The 13,980-nt window shown below is 42.8% G+C and carries 17 protein-coding genes and 1 riboswitch; of the genes, 4 read left to right on the top strand and 13 right to left on the bottom strand.

What is annotated here, in order from left to right; translation table 11 throughout:
* Positions 1-81 precede the first annotated feature (81 nt).
* Positions 82-720, bottom strand: coding sequence for a CBS domain-containing protein (locus tag HLI_RS00310; protein WP_128522515.1), 639 nt, complete (start codon positions 718-720; stop codon positions 82-84).
* Positions 721-845: 125 nt separating this feature from the next.
* Between HLI_RS00310 and HLI_RS00305 the strand changes: the two genes are divergently transcribed.
* Genes HLI_RS00305 through HLI_RS00295 form a run of 3 tightly spaced genes read left to right on the top strand, consistent with a single transcriptional unit; the run spans position 846 to position 1,939 of the window.
* Complete coding sequence (locus tag HLI_RS00305) at positions 846-1,064, top strand: spore coat associated protein CotJA (protein ID WP_128522514.1); 219 nt, start codon at positions 846-848, stop codon at positions 1,062-1,064.
* The gene (locus HLI_RS00300; RefSeq protein WP_128522513.1) at positions 1,064-1,333 is read left to right on the top strand and encodes a spore coat protein CotJB; all 270 of its coding nucleotides are present in this window, start codon (positions 1,064-1,066) and stop codon (positions 1,331-1,333) included. Before HLI_RS00305 ends, HLI_RS00300 begins: the two co-directional genes overlap by 1 nt.
* 36 nt (positions 1,334-1,369) lie before the next feature.
* Positions 1,370-1,939 (top strand): manganese catalase family protein, encoded by a 570-nt coding sequence (locus tag HLI_RS00295; protein WP_128522512.1) that lies wholly within the window; start codon positions 1,370-1,372, stop codon positions 1,937-1,939.
* Positions 1,940-1,973: 34 nt separating this feature from the next.
* Here HLI_RS00295 and HLI_RS00290 read toward each other — a convergent pair whose 3' ends face one another.
* From HLI_RS00290 to HLI_RS00275, 4 genes are read right to left on the bottom strand one after another with little or no spacing between them, the layout of a single operon-like run.
* Positions 1,974-2,294 carry a hypothetical protein gene (locus tag HLI_RS00290; RefSeq protein ID WP_128522511.1) on the bottom strand — a complete coding sequence of 107 codons (321 nt, stop codon included), beginning with the start codon at positions 2,292-2,294 and terminating at the stop codon, positions 1,974-1,976.
* The gene (locus HLI_RS00285; RefSeq protein ID WP_128522510.1) at positions 2,287-2,883 is read right to left on the bottom strand and encodes a CPBP family intramembrane glutamic endopeptidase; all 597 of its coding nucleotides are present in this window, start codon (positions 2,881-2,883) and stop codon (positions 2,287-2,289) included. The genes HLI_RS00290 and HLI_RS00285 overlap by 8 nt, the downstream gene beginning before the upstream one ends.
* Positions 2,873-4,393 carry a RecQ family ATP-dependent DNA helicase gene (locus HLI_RS00280; RefSeq protein ID WP_128522509.1) on the bottom strand — a complete coding sequence of 507 codons (1,521 nt, stop codon included), beginning with the start codon at positions 4,391-4,393 and terminating at the stop codon, positions 2,873-2,875. Before HLI_RS00280 ends, HLI_RS00285 begins: the two co-directional genes overlap by 11 nt.
* Positions 4,380-5,450: a YpbB family protein gene (locus tag HLI_RS00275; RefSeq protein ID WP_128522508.1), complete on the bottom strand. Its 1,071-nt coding sequence runs from the start codon at positions 5,448-5,450 to the stop codon at positions 4,380-4,382. The genes HLI_RS00280 and HLI_RS00275 overlap by 14 nt, the downstream gene beginning before the upstream one ends.
* A gap of 134 nt (positions 5,451-5,584) precedes the next feature.
* On the opposite strand from HLI_RS00275, the gene HLI_RS00270 reads away from it, so the two are divergent.
* The gene (locus HLI_RS00270) at positions 5,585-5,836 is read left to right on the top strand and encodes a ferredoxin (RefSeq protein WP_128522507.1); all 252 of its coding nucleotides are present in this window, start codon (positions 5,585-5,587) and stop codon (positions 5,834-5,836) included.
* Positions 5,837-5,948: 112 nt separating this feature from the next.
* Here HLI_RS00270 and HLI_RS00265 read toward each other — a convergent pair whose 3' ends face one another.
* The 8 genes from HLI_RS00265 to ccsB form a co-directional block, all read right to left on the bottom strand.
* Positions 5,949-6,407: a helix-turn-helix transcriptional regulator gene (locus HLI_RS00265; RefSeq protein WP_128522506.1), complete on the bottom strand. Its 459-nt coding sequence runs from the start codon at positions 6,405-6,407 to the stop codon at positions 5,949-5,951.
* Positions 6,408-6,514: 107 nt separating this feature from the next.
* On the bottom strand, positions 6,515-7,741 hold the full coding sequence (locus HLI_RS00260; protein ID WP_128522505.1) for a hypothetical protein: 1,227 nt from the start codon (positions 7,739-7,741) through the stop codon (positions 6,515-6,517).
* Positions 7,728-8,270: an RNA polymerase sigma factor SigX gene (gene sigX, locus HLI_RS00255; RefSeq protein ID WP_128522504.1), complete on the bottom strand. Its 543-nt coding sequence runs from the start codon at positions 8,268-8,270 to the stop codon at positions 7,728-7,730. The genes HLI_RS00260 and sigX overlap by 14 nt, the downstream gene beginning before the upstream one ends.
* 556 nt (positions 8,271-8,826) lie before the next feature.
* Positions 8,827-9,339: an ECF transporter S component gene (locus HLI_RS00250; protein WP_128522503.1), complete on the bottom strand. Its 513-nt coding sequence runs from the start codon at positions 9,337-9,339 to the stop codon at positions 8,827-8,829.
* 6 nt (positions 9,340-9,345) lie between these two features.
* Complete coding sequence (locus tag HLI_RS00245) at positions 9,346-9,747, bottom strand: DUF4430 domain-containing protein (protein WP_128522502.1); 402 nt, start codon at positions 9,745-9,747, stop codon at positions 9,346-9,348.
* Positions 9,748-9,971: 224 nt separating this feature from the next.
* Positions 9,972-10,151: riboswitch (cobalamin riboswitch) on the bottom strand.
* A 46-nt stretch (positions 10,152-10,197) separates the two neighbouring features.
* Entirely contained in the window at positions 10,198-11,979 is a 1,782-nt protein-coding gene (locus HLI_RS00240; RefSeq protein ID WP_206659630.1) for an ATP-binding protein, read from the bottom strand.
* Positions 11,979-12,695, bottom strand: coding sequence for a response regulator transcription factor (locus tag HLI_RS00235; protein WP_128522500.1), 717 nt, complete (start codon positions 12,693-12,695; stop codon positions 11,979-11,981). Before HLI_RS00235 ends, HLI_RS00240 begins: the two co-directional genes overlap by 1 nt.
* 91 nt (positions 12,696-12,786) lie before the next feature.
* Complete coding sequence (gene ccsB / locus HLI_RS00230; protein WP_277750298.1) at positions 12,787-13,974, bottom strand: c-type cytochrome biogenesis protein CcsB; 1,188 nt, start codon at positions 13,972-13,974, stop codon at positions 12,787-12,789.
* Positions 13,975-13,980: the final 6 nt, after the last annotated feature.

The raw sequence follows: 13,980 nt of genomic DNA, 5'->3' as shown, positions 1-13,980 counted from the left end.
TTTAATAAATGAAATATCATCTTATCACAAAGCCCTTTCTCATAAAAAGTCGCTATGCTCCTAGAAGAGCATAGCGACTTTTTATATATCCTTGACACTTAGTATTCTGAAACCGGTTTTTTCTAGTTTCTTAGTGAAGGCTTCGATATTGTCATTGTCTTCTATCTTCATTACGATCCGTCTAGCCAATTTGTCCGTTTCATCGAAAGTAGCTAAAGAAATGACATTTTCATGGTAACTCTTGAGGATATCTCCGAGTCTTTCGATTCTCCCGGATGATTCTTCTGAAGTGAAGGCGATACGGACCCCCTTCTTCTTCACGCCGAATGCACTTTCAAACTGTTCAATGACATCATACCGTGTCACCAACCCTTGAAACTGCAATTTTTGATCGACGACAGCCAAGACAGAAAAGCCTTTGAACATAGGAAGTGTTCTCTCAAATACTTCTTCATCATGGATGTGATATTCCTCATGTGCTGCAATATCACCAGCTGTCGTACTTCTCAGGAATACGTCTTTGTCCATTTTTTCTGTGGAATTGAAGAATGCACGAAAAATGATTTCTTTAGAAACCATCCCTTTAAAGATTCCGGAAACTACGACGGGCATGGCTTCGATATCTTTCTGTTCCAAAACTTCCAGCACCTCGGACAGCGAAGTTGATCCTTGGGCAGTGTACGATCTATGGGCTGGCTTCATAATACTTTTGACAAACATACGCTCACCTCTTTCTTTTCCTATCACAAAATGTAATTCGCTGAAGAGACCAGATATTCCTGCTTGTTTTCGAATAGGACAAGTGCTGTCCACATAATATTTTGAAGAAAAGGATGTGATGATGGATGTACACCCCGATTAAATGTTACCAACCTTATCACGGCCCGAATGATCCATGTCCACCAAGGAAAATCGCCTGTTACCAGACTCCGCCGAATCTTTATTTAGGGTTCCAGCCGCCGAACCTTCCCCAATTCTCCATTCAGGAAGCGTTGTATAAGGGCACTTTATGGCCATGTTTATTCGATCCCTACCCTACCCCGGTCCAGAAAGGAGATAAATGATGAAGCAGGCGCCTAACCCTGGTGCAGATCGTTATGCACTGATGGAGAAAATTCAAATGGTAGACTTTGCACTTGTAGAATTGACGCTTTATTTAGATACACATCCGCAAGATTCCCAAGCGATTCAACAGTTTAACCAACTTGCAGTCGAAAGCAGAGATCTAAAAACAATGTATGAAAAACAGTTCGGGCCCCTCCGGCAATTTGGGGGCAGCTTCTCAGGATACCCCTGGAACTGGGGTGACAGCCCCTGGCCATGGCAACTTTAAATTTGAGTAGATAACACACGAAAAAGGAGGGCTCTTATGTGGGTTTATGAAAAAAAGCTGCAATACCCTGTGAAAGTGTCAGAATGCAACCCGAGACTTGCGAAGTATCTGATTGAGCAATACGGGGGTGCTGATGGAGAATTATCTGCTGCACTGCGTTATTTGAATCAAAGATACAGTATACCGGATAAGGTGATCGGTTTGCTGACAGATATCGGCACAGAAGAATTCGCACACCTCGAAATGATTGCTACAATGATTTATAAATTGACGAAGGATGCCACTCCAGAACAAATGAAAGAAGCGGGGCTTGGGGCCCATTACGCCAACCATGATCATGCCTTGTATTATAACAATGCCGCTGGAGTTCCATGGACCGCTTCGTATATTCAAGCGAAAGGAGATCCAATCGCTGACTTGTATGAAGACATCGCCGCAGAAGAAAAAGCCCGCGCGACGTATCAATGGATCATCAATATGTCGGATGATCCTTGCTTGAACGATAGTCTTAAGTTTCTACGCGAAAGGGAAATCGTTCACTCCCAGAGGTTCCGCGAAGCAGTCGAGATACTTAAATTCGAAAGAGACAGAAAGCAGATTTATTAAATGGCATCCCCCTTCAGTCATCATTATCTCACGTTTATTCCACACCCATACGCTCTACTGTGATTTCTTCATGGTAGGGTGTTTCTTCTTGAATGATCTCCGGTTCCATGAACGTTCCTTTGAACCATTCATCCCAGTATGGATAGGACAAGATCAAACTGATCAAAACAATAAAAGCGATTAGCAGGAATCGAATCCATAGGTTGCTGACTTTCCACTTCGTCTTTGCAGCTTTCGACTGATGCACGTCTTTTCGCGGTGGGAGGTCCAGCACATCTAAATCTTCCGCTTCATAACCGCCTTCATCTTTATATGACCTCAACTTTTCTGCTTGGTCTTTTTGTTTTTCACTCATTCAGCCCACCCCATTTACCAAAACGTATCCAAAAGGCTAACACTAAATCGATGATGAAGTGTGCCGTAATCGTTACAATCAAACTGCTGGTAATCTCGAACATATATCCAATAAAAAAACTTACGAACAAGACAGATATGAAAAGGACGATTTTTGTCAAATACCTGATATGCATGACCGCAAATAATAAACTAGCTGTTATGTAGCCGAACTCAGTGTGCAATACACCACGAAAAAGCATCTCTTCACTGAATGCAACCAGAAAAGTAATCCCGATTATGCCCTGGATCGAACGGTTTTGGAAGACTTTCACATTAATACCGCCATCATCGTACATCCGTTCAGGTAAACTATACATGAGTACATAATCGATGAGAAGAACCATAAGTCCCGGGAGAATCCCGAACCATATCCATTGATTCATATTAAGGTTAAATTGTTGGATCCACCCATCCCAGAATGATTCAAACAAAATGACACTCCCGATAATCGACATGCTCAAGATGATCAGCTGGGTCAATATAAGCTGGAGTGTCACCTCTTGATCACTCATTTGTTTGATGATTGCTGCTTGATCCTTACGTTTCATAAGTTCCTCCCTGCTGAAATATCACTCGCAGACGATCCTTCCACGTTACAGAATGTACCTTTTCCTGGTCTTCTTTAAACGAAAGATCATTAACACGAAAATCACAAACATCACAGCAAGGAGCATAAGGGGGACGAATATATCCCTGGAAAGGTTTGTATAATTCTTCCCTTCTACACTTCGTATGGTGAATCCATCTCAACATCTCGGTCAGTTTATTCTGTTTATAAATCCAGCGTTCTTCAAGAATTCGGAGAAGCTTCTGTTGAAAAGTTGAGGGAATATCTTTCAATAGCCGGCCTTGTATTAAGTCAGCTTCTTCGAATTGAAATTTGATAAAATTCCATTGAGACTCTGAAAATTGCATATCCTCAAGTATGGTCTCATCACCCGGAAGAGTGGTGCCTACAAAGGATTCAAGATACTGCATGATTTTAAAGAGACCACTCTTATCCGGTAACTCACTTTGAATCAACATTTGAGGAAGGTAGTGATCCTTAGGGGTGAATAATACGAGACTTGCCGACGTTTCTCCGTCTCTCCCTGCCCTTCCAATCTCTTGTATGAACGATTCGAGTTGAGGAGGAAGGTGAAAGTGGATGACAAGCCTGATGTTCTGCTTATCCACGCCCATCCCGAAAGCGCTTGTACAACAGATGATATCCAATTGATTGTTCATGAATTGCTGCTGTACAAGCATACGGTCGGTCTGCTCCATGCCTCCATGATAAAATGCGACGCGATGATTCAGTTTCTCTCTCAACTCACAGGTCACTCTCTCAGCCCATTGCCTGCTGGAAAAATAAATCATCGTCGGAGCCTGGTTTTTCTCCAGCACCTGAATGATCCGTTTTACCTTTTCTTCCGGTGAAGAATATTCCTCGACTGCTAAACTGATGTTTCGCTTATCCATCGGATAGATCCGTTGATTCATAAATGGAAGTTTGAGCCTGTCCATAATATCCTGCTGGACTTCTTTCGTCGCTGTTGCGCTAAGAGCCAGCACAGTAGGGTTTCCCAAAGTTTCTATCGTTTGATAGAGCTTTAAATAATCAGTTCTGAATTCATGACCCCATTGGGAAATACAATGGGCTTCATCTATGACGAAAAGTTGAACATCAACTCCCTCAAGCGCTCGCTGTAACCACTCATTTTGGAGCATTTCCGGGGATATATAAACCAATGAATATTCATTCAAGCGCTTCATCACAGCCCGCTTCTCATTATGCTCCATAAAACTATTCAGAGCAGTCACAGATTTATAGCCGTTCGCTTTCAATTGTTTCACCTGATCGATCATCAGAGAAATCAATGGAGACACAACGATCGTCGTTCCCCCCAGCAGCTTGGCAGGCAACTGATAACAAAGCGATTTTCCTGTACCAGTAGGAAGGATACCAAGAACGTCCTGGCCACTCAGCACGTCTCTGATAATCATCTCCTGTCCTTCACGAAACTCGGAAAAGCCGAAGTGTTTCTCCAAAGGTGCCTTAAGATCATGAATTGTCATAGGCGTATCCTTCCTTTCTCTGAGTCTGACGGCCAGCCATAGCCAGCCGTAGCTCAAAATAGTCATATTTACCATCAAAGGCTTCATGGATATGCTTCAGTCTCTGGGTATCTAAATGGCGAGCTTTCTGGAGAATTTCATCAACATCATCAGGGTGTATGAAAGGTTCGATTGAAAAATGAGGGATAACCAGCGCTGCTTCAACGATATGATCTTGAATCGTACTCCTCTTCAATCCCCTTAATGTAGTGACCTCCTCTATACTCAACCCTTGATTTAAATACTGATAGGTTTTCTGAGCCGATTGGGTGATCATATGAGAGGAGTCCAGCCCTTTTGTACAAAGGTGCAAGACCGGATATCTATCCTGACCTCTCTTCGCACAGCAGAAAAGGAAGTGATACATATGAAAAAGGCATATATGAACATCCTCACGAGTGAGTTGGAAGCTATTTTGCAACTGTTCAATGGTCAAACCGATGACTCCACCGCCCGACAATCGATATGCAAACAACTCAGCTTCTATTGATGAACGTTCCGCTAACAATTGAGAAATTTCCTGATGAAGCGATTGGACAAGCTGTGGTACCTTTTGTTGAACACTGGCATACACCGCTTTCACCCACTTCTGCACTTCCGGATCATCAATAATTGGTACAAATGAAGTAATATCTGCCTGTAGATTTGTCGCCGTTTGTGTGAGCAAATTCAATCTCCGTTCAAACACAGGGATGGCAGCGTGGAGCTCCATTCCTTGAAAAGAATCCAGTAAAGGGCCATCATAGTCGTGTAGTTTCTTATTTCCCTTAGCTGTCAATACAGGAAATCCTCCATTTTCTAATGAGATTTCTCGAAGATCCAGGATTTCTTCAATGTGTCGATCCAACTCATTTCTTTTCAGACTAGGAAATATCCCGAAATAATGATCTAAATTGTAGCCTTTGGCATCCTGCATCGTTTGAGATGATCTTTTACCGGTTAGTAAATTATAAATTCCAGATAACGTACGCTCCCCTTTAAAGTGCTCTATACAAACCTTCAAAATAAAATCGAACACCTTTTCCCCTCCTTTCTAACGTTTTATGTAAAGTCATTCAAGTTGAAATGCACAACGAGGCGATTTACAATATATGTTGTACTTTATAATACCACCTGTTTTAGGTTCCTATATACATTAAGGAGGTCGATCCTATGGCCAAATTCACCATTGTGGACCAGGATACATGCATTGCTTGCGGGGCGTGCGGGGCAGCAGCGCCCGATATATATGATTATGACGATGAAGGCATCGCCTATGTCGTTTTGGATGATAACGAAGGGATGGAAGAAGTACCTGAAATCTATCAAGAGGATATGGAGGATGCCTTAGAAGGTTGTCCGACAGACAGCATTAAAATCGCTGAGTCCCCTTTCCACGGCGAACCGCTCAAGCATGAAGAGTAGAAACACAGCCCCTTCAATGAAGGGGCTTTCTATATGGGCTCAAAACAGAGATAGAGATATACTAAAGCTTTACGAAGCATAGCAAGGCACTTGCGCTTTTGTTCTACGAATTCTAAAGTTCTTTTTTTGCCATGGCTTCAAAACGGTTTTCCGCTTCCATTCGATCGATGGTGGAGAACCGGCGGTGGTTGTTACGATCGATGATGCGGTAATGCTGACTGATGAGGTTTTGTTGTAACGTAAAGTTTTCACCACCAGCAATTGTCTGCCACCATACTTTCCCACCCAAAGTTTTCTTTCCTGGACGTTCTACTTGTTGATGGGCGATCGTTTCAACGATTTCAACCGGCGAATCACCCAAGACGCTTTTTAAGACCTCACTCTCTTGAAAAAGTGCACAAACAGCGACAACTGTCGTCCACCCTGCCAACGTCCTTTCCTTTTCAATTTGAACTAGTGTTTTTTTGGATAAACCTAAAACCTCGGCCATAAGGTTTTGTGTATAGCCATATTCGACGCGGATCAATTTCATTTTATCAGATATTATTTCCCTCAATTGCTCTTTATTCATCACTTATCGTCCCCTTTACTCACCCTCTTATTTTAACACGAGAAGTTATTGGATACCTATTGAAAAGAAAATCCTCCCACACGTTGGTGTGGAAGGATTTCATTACATTAACGGATAGGGTTAACTGCAGACGGGACTGGAATGGGATTATCTAAGTCATAACTAGAAAACCTGCGGACATTGATGCCTTCAAAACGTACTTCTTCATATCCGAATTGCTTCGCTGTCGCTAATACAGCCTCGACCATTGTCAAAAGTTGCTGCTCACTCGCCCATGCTTGATGCTCGATTTGGATAGTTACCAGCCCTTCGTTCTCATTGATTGAAGAAAATTTCACGTGGTCTGGAACAGCAGGCGTTACATAAAGGCCATCACCTTTTTCTTTCATACTAGCAAGCGCGTCTTTGAAAGAAATCGTTTGAGCTGCAGGGATAGGGACTAGGAAGCGCTCAGCAGCATCCTCATACTGATACACTTTGTAATAGTATTCTCCTTCTTTGATGACTGGAAGCTCTTCTACTTCACCATAATTCCCAAGTGAAACAGGGGCGCCGGACTCTGACTGTACCTCGATTGTCGACACTTCATATGCTTCCAGTTCCCAGCGGATACTATCAACAATTGCTTTGGCCCATGCACTTCCGCTGACAGTGAATTGATCGGGAAAAGTGACAGTCGCACGTTGTTCTTCCTCATTTACGTCATACTCCAATTCCTCAACCACTCTTTCTGATAACCCCATGGCTCCAAAAGGAACCTCGTTGTTTGATGAAGCGGCTACAGGAATAATCACTTCCGCATTCATCCCCGGATGAGCGACAATGGGGGCTGGTGATTCCGATGAAGCCATAATCAGCGAATCGAGGTTTGTGCTTTCCTGTATAGATTCTCCTTCTTGGGAATCAGGTTCATCTGGTGGAACCGCCTCTTCCTCAACTGCCTCTTCATCATTTGGTTTTGCTTCTTGTATCTTTGAAGATTCCTCTCCCTTATCTGGATGATTTTCCTCGTCCTCTGATAGAGCGGAATCCTGACCAGTATCTTCCTTTTCTTCTTCTGTTGAGGAGGATTCAGATGCAGCACGTTCATCATTAGATGATTCCTCCATTGTTGAAGGGTTCATATTGCCGAAAAAAACAGGTATGAAGACAGCCATTAAAAGGACAACTGCAGCTGAAGCAACTGTTGGTAATACCCATGGAGCCACTTTCCGTTTTTGTTTATTGAGTTTTGGTGAGATACTGCGGTACAAATCCTCTTTAGATTGTCGATCCTCTACACGAGGGAGTTCTTTTAATAATGATTCAATCTCTTCTTCTTTACGCTTCTTCACGTTCGCCACCCCCTTTATCCTCTTGTCCCATAATCATCTTCAAAGCTTTCATCGCCCGATGTTGAGTTGTTTTCACTTTACTTTCGCTCCACTCTAATATTTCAGCCGTTTCCTGAATCGACATTCCTTGTATGAACCGTAAAATGATGACACTTCTTTGATCCACAGTACACTCATCCAAGGCTCTGTACACCTGCTGGACCTCATCTTTCTGTACGGCTACTTCATCTGGTAATGTCTCATGGTCTCTGAGTTGTTCTCCTTTTTCACTCCAGTCAAAAAATTCCATGATTTTGTTACGTTTCCGTTTTTGCTTTCTGAAATGATCAATGGCTACATGTCTGGCAATGGAAAACAACCAGGTTTTTTCAGTGCTGCGGCCGCTGAATGATTCATAAGATTTTATGACTTTAATATATACATCTTGGACAAGATCTTCTGCGAGGTCACGATCTTTGACCATGTAGATAAGAAATTGAAAAAGGTCACGATGGTAATTTTCATAAAGTTCATCAAAGAACGATTTCAATGCTAGTACCTCCCGGGTCTCCTATATAGTCGTTTTATGTAAAGGAAAAGTTACACTATCTATCTTAATATGTGTAAAAGAAAAAGGGAACCTGCCGCTCCTGATGAAAAAGACTCAGTTCACCTAAAACAAGCGGGTGCGCGGTAGCTTAATGCAGCGCAAAACTTCGAAAACGATAAAAGAACGGGGCTGGGACAAAACACTGACTGTCACAGGAAAAGACGAACAATAGGGCGGAATGGATCAAATGGAGCGTAGGCAACATAGATAGACTCCTGGGGAACAGCGCGAGCCGAAGATCCACTTGGTCAAGTGATCTTCTTGACCACGTTAGCTGAAGCCGTGCCCGCGGCAAGCATCCACCGACAAGCGATTCGTGAGAAGCAACAACAAACTTTAACAGTTCCTCTATATTGAAAAGGTTTTTCAGTGGCCTCAAGTATGTTGCCGGAGCGGCGTAAGCATTTATTGTTTCATAAAGAAAACCCGAACGAAATTTCGTTCGGGTTTCTAGCGGGAAAATTCTTTTGTCCCTGCCTTTTTTCTTTAAAATAATTTAAGATGCTTTTGATATCTCATTCCTTTTTTGGTAACGATAGAACAATGTGCCAAGGACCGGAGACAGAATAAATATGAATGCGGTATTGGAAATGGCATGATTGATATCCATTGGTAAGCCACTTAAATAATACGCCCAAAATGGTTGTCCTGCTGCACGCATCGTCAAGGAAAGGACAACTCCATAAAAGAGACCACTGAAAAAACCAAAGATTGACAAGCCCCATACAGGAAGTCTGCCCCAATACTTACCCAGCATTCCTGCTGAAATTCCGATCAGAGCCCAAGCAACAATCTGCCAAATCGTCCAAAACCCCATGCCTAATACCATGTTGGAAACAATCGTCGTCAGTAAGGCAATCATGATTCCGGCAGCAGGTCCGAGCCAAAAGCCGGCAATGATGATAATAGCTGTGACAGGCTGGACATTCGGTATATTTGCCAGCGCCATTCTGCCTGCAACGGCAATGGATGCAAGCATGGCTATCAGTGTCAGTTTATAAGTGTTCATTCCTCATCATTCCCACGATTGGTAGTCAAAAACGATTTCGTCTCCTTCTTCAACTTCGTACTCATTCGCACCTACAGTCGCATCTTCCCCATTGATGGTATATATCCAAGCCATTTTTTCTTTGTCATCCCCTGCAATTCCTTCAATGCTGTTGATGTAACCTTCCGTCTGTTCAACCTCAAAGTTATCTTCCATCACTTCCATCAAGGTCGTACCTTCTTCTACAGTAATTTCTTCTTCAGCTAACATTTCTTCACCCTTATTTTTAGAAACATCGACTTGGAGTGTTACCTCCTGTGCCTCTTCTTGAGTAGCATTCGCTTCGTCCCCTTCTTCTTGTGCTCCACATCCTGCAAGCATTCCTACAGCCAATACGAACGCCAATAACATCGAATAAAGTTTATTCATTTACTACCTCTCCCTTTTACTATTACGTTTCATCGCTTTGATTAGAAAAGAGATCAGACAACCAACGTCAAGTATGTATAGAAAACGAATACCGAATCCTCTCATATGTCCAACAAAAAAAGCTCGCCCTTAATAATAAAGGACAAGCTTAAGACAAACCAGATAGGTTATATAGAACGTTTTCTAATACCGATCGGTTGTCTCAAATGCTCAATCCCCGAAGCTTTGAAACAATGGATCAGGCAGGTCTACTGACTTGTGTCTCTTTCTACTCAGGACCCTTCCCATGCGAATGCACAGTGGATATTCCTTTTCGTCTACACTTACAGTTGCGAGGACAGTTCTGGTATTCCACCAGATTCCCTATTAGGTCTATTACAGACACCTGATTCCTCTTCATATGAAGTTCCAATCATAGAATACATGATAAGTCATAATTTAGCAACTTATTCAATTATCATTCCCTTTAGGAATACGGAAGGAAAATGTCGTACCTTCCCCTAATTTACTGTGCACACTGATCGTGCCGCCATGCGCTTCAACAATATTTTTCGCAATCGCCAAGCCAAGCCCAGTGCCTTTTTTATAATTCTTGTTCTCTCTCTTCCTGGATTTATCCGCTTTGTAAAAACGTTCAAAAACAAAAGGAAGATCTTCTTCAGCGATTCCTAATCCTGAGTCGCGGACCGAAGCCGTCCATTCTTCCATACCATCCTCGATTGCTACCCGGACCTCCCCTTCACTATCGGTATGGCGGATCGCATTATCTATTAAATTCGTGAACACTTGTTCAATCCGGTCTGGATCAAAAGACAAGTGATGTAATGAATCCTCCACTGACGATTTCAGCACGATGTTCTTGTCATTGGCAAGACCCTGGAACTTACGAATGATCTTCTGCATATAAGAACTAATCTCAGTTGATTCTATTGACAATTGGATATGACCAGCTTCCATCCGAGCCAAATCCAGCAGTTCATTGACCAACCGTCCGATACGGAGTGATTCGTCGTGAATGATTTGAGCTAGTTCGTTTTTATCCTCTTTACTCTCCGCTATGTCATCTACAATCGCTTCACTATAGCCCTGAAGCATTGAAATCGGTGTACGCAATTCATGAGATACATTAGCAATGAAATCTTTGCGCAATTTATTCAAACGTCTTTCCTCTGTCATATCCCTTAACACTGCAACAGCGCCACGAACTTTATGTTTATCATATAAAGGTGTCATGATAAACACCCATGAACGACCTTGGAGGGCTACTTCTGTCATTGATTCATGTTCTTCAGATATGACACTATTGAACAGCTCTCTTAATGGTTCTGGTAATGGAATCCGTTCTGGAACCGATGATACACCATTTTTTTCGAACTCATAAGCTTCCAAGTACTGCTGTGCAGGAGGGTTTGAAATCAGGACATCTCCTTGTCGATTCAGGGTAATGACTCCATCCGCCATCGACCTTAAAATCCCTGATAATTGCTCTTTTTCCTGATTCAAAGCGTTAATGTGGAATTTTAATTCTCTTCCCATTCTGTTGAAAGCTATGGCAAGTTCCCCGATTTCATCATGGGTGCGAATAGGGATTTTCGTGTTGAATTCCCCTTTTGCTAAATCTAATGCCCCTTCCCGCATCTTAATCAATGGGGCAGTTATCCTTGTCGAAAGGAAAAAAGCAAAAATGGTCGTCAAAATAATCGCGATACCGGCACCTAAAAAGATGATTTTCGTTGTTTGTTCAGATGTTTCTTCTATCGTGTCCAAAGACTGGTAGACGAAAACGGCTCCATCTTTATTGTTTAAAGGGGTGCCGACCACCATGACACCAGTCGCATTTGTACCCATATCCGCGATTTTCTTCACGTCATCGCCTTCTTCCAACACTGACGACAGTTCTGCATCGTTTTTGAACCAATTATAATCAACCATCGGCAGGTTGGACGATTCACTCTCCGCTACGATGACATCATCCGTCCCTCGGACGATGATCGCCCTGCTGGCAGGGTCTTTGACCATGGCAGTTGTTGATAATAATAAGTCCTGCTCGCCTTCGTATCGATCGACGACGTCGGATATTTTATCAGCCGTTTGCAATAAATGTTTTTCTGCTTCAAGAATATGATAGTTTTGGAAAAATTCTAGTAACAGGATAGTCAATATGAATAAGACGAAGCATACCAAGAGAAGGATGGTAAACCAAAGCTTACCGACAACACTACGCCAGAACATCAATCACCACTTACCTCGAATTTATAGCCGATGCCCCACACAGTCACAATCATCCCTGCTGCTTCTGCAGAGACTTTACTCAATTTCTCTCTTAGCCGTTTCACATGGGTATCGACTGTCCTCAAATCACCAAAAAACTCATACTGCCACACTTCTTTCAACAGTTGTTCACGGTCAAAAACTTTATCCGGTGTTTGAGCCATGTAATTCAATAGCTCATATTCCTTCGGGGTCAAAGCGACTTCTCCTCCGTCTGCTGTCACCCGGTGGGCATCGTTATCAATCGTCATATGGGGAAATACAAGGACGTTTCGAGCTGATGTATCCGTTTCTAAAAACTTCGTAGTAGAAGACCTTCTTAAAAGAGCTTTGACTCTTAATACAACTTCTCTTGGACTGAAAGGTTTAACTATATAATCATCTGTACCTACTTCAAATCCTTGGACCCTGTTCGCTTCTTCACCTTTAGCTGTGAGCATGATGACAGGTGTCGCTTTCTTTTCACGCAATTCTTTACAAACTTCTATGCCATCCTTACCTGGGAGCATCAAATCAAGTAAGATGACGTCGTAATCACTATGAATCGCTTTTTTCAACGCCTCTTCCCCGTCTTCAGCCTCATCGATCGTGTAACCTTCTCTTTCTAAGTACAACCGGATCAACCGGCGAATGCGTTCCTCATCATCAACAACCAGCACTCTTGCTTCTTGTTCCATTGCTACCTACCTCCATACAACTGAGATTATTGTTCTGCCTATACAAAAGGGCAGGAAAGAGCCCTTAGCCCCCGCCTGCCTTTGAAATAGGTTACGCATAAGAATGTAATCCAGAAATGATTAAATTAACGGCAATCAAGTTGAACATAATGATTCCGAATCCACCCACAGCTAACCAAGCTGACTTCATGCCTTGCCAGCCTCTTGATAAACGCAAGTGCAGATAAGCGGCATAAAAGAAGAATGTGATCAGTGCCCATACTTCCTTAGGATCCCAGCCCCAGAAGCGGTCCCAGGCTTGTTGCGCCCAAATCATTGCAAAGATGAGAGCGCCGAGGGTGAAGACAGGAAATCCGATGGCTACCGCACGATATGAGACTTCATCTACAAGTTCCGGATTCACTTTTTTCAACAACGGCTGGATGGCTGCAGCAACGCGCTTGCGTAAGATCAAACGGATGGCCCAATAAAGAACCAATCCACCCAAAATGGCCCATAAGAAGGTGTTCAATTTCTTAGCTGCATCCTGACCACGCATCCATTCAGGGGCCTGGAATAATGGAGACATCGAATTTTCGGTCATCAATTCTCCGTTATAGGGGCCTGCAATGGCAGGCATCTCATAAGTGACTTCACTTGCTTCCCCTTCAATCGGTGCTTGAAAAGTCGCTTCATAATCAAGAGCACTGAAAGTAGAAGATAAAATAATGAAGGCTACCGTTGTAGCTATGACATAGATCACAAACTCAAGCCAAACCGTATGTTTGGATCGCTTCGTTTGATCAACTTGATGGATTAAGAAAATCAGTCCTGCCACAAAACTTACTGATAAAATCCCTTGTCCCAGGGAAGCGGTAGTAACATGGATATACAACCAATGGGACTGAAGAGATGGTACGAGCGGCGAAATTTCTGTCGGGAACATGCTTGCAAAAGCGATTAACAGTACGGCAATCGGCAAGGCGAAAAGACCTAACAAATCCACTCGATAAATGAAGTAGAGTACGATAAACGCAAATACAAGCATCATCCCGAAGAATGTTGTATATTCAAACAGATTACTTACCGGTGCATGTCCACTAGCCATCCACCGTGTAAAGAAATACCCCACTTGTGAGAGGAAACCGATAACCGTGAGGGTAATCCCGATATTTCCTGCTACTTTACTTTTTCCTTTCTTCTTATCACGAATCGTGCCACCGAAGAAGAAGGTCGCAATTAAATAGATGAAAAAAGCAGCATAGAGCAAGTTGCTACTAATGGTCGTCATATCTCCCATTTTTCA

The sequence above is a fragment of the Halobacillus litoralis genome, assembly GCF_004101865.1.
Classification (GTDB): domain Bacteria; phylum Bacillota; class Bacilli; order Bacillales; family Halobacillaceae; genus Halobacillus; species Halobacillus litoralis_A.
This window is presented reverse-complemented; position numbering and strand designations above follow the sequence as displayed.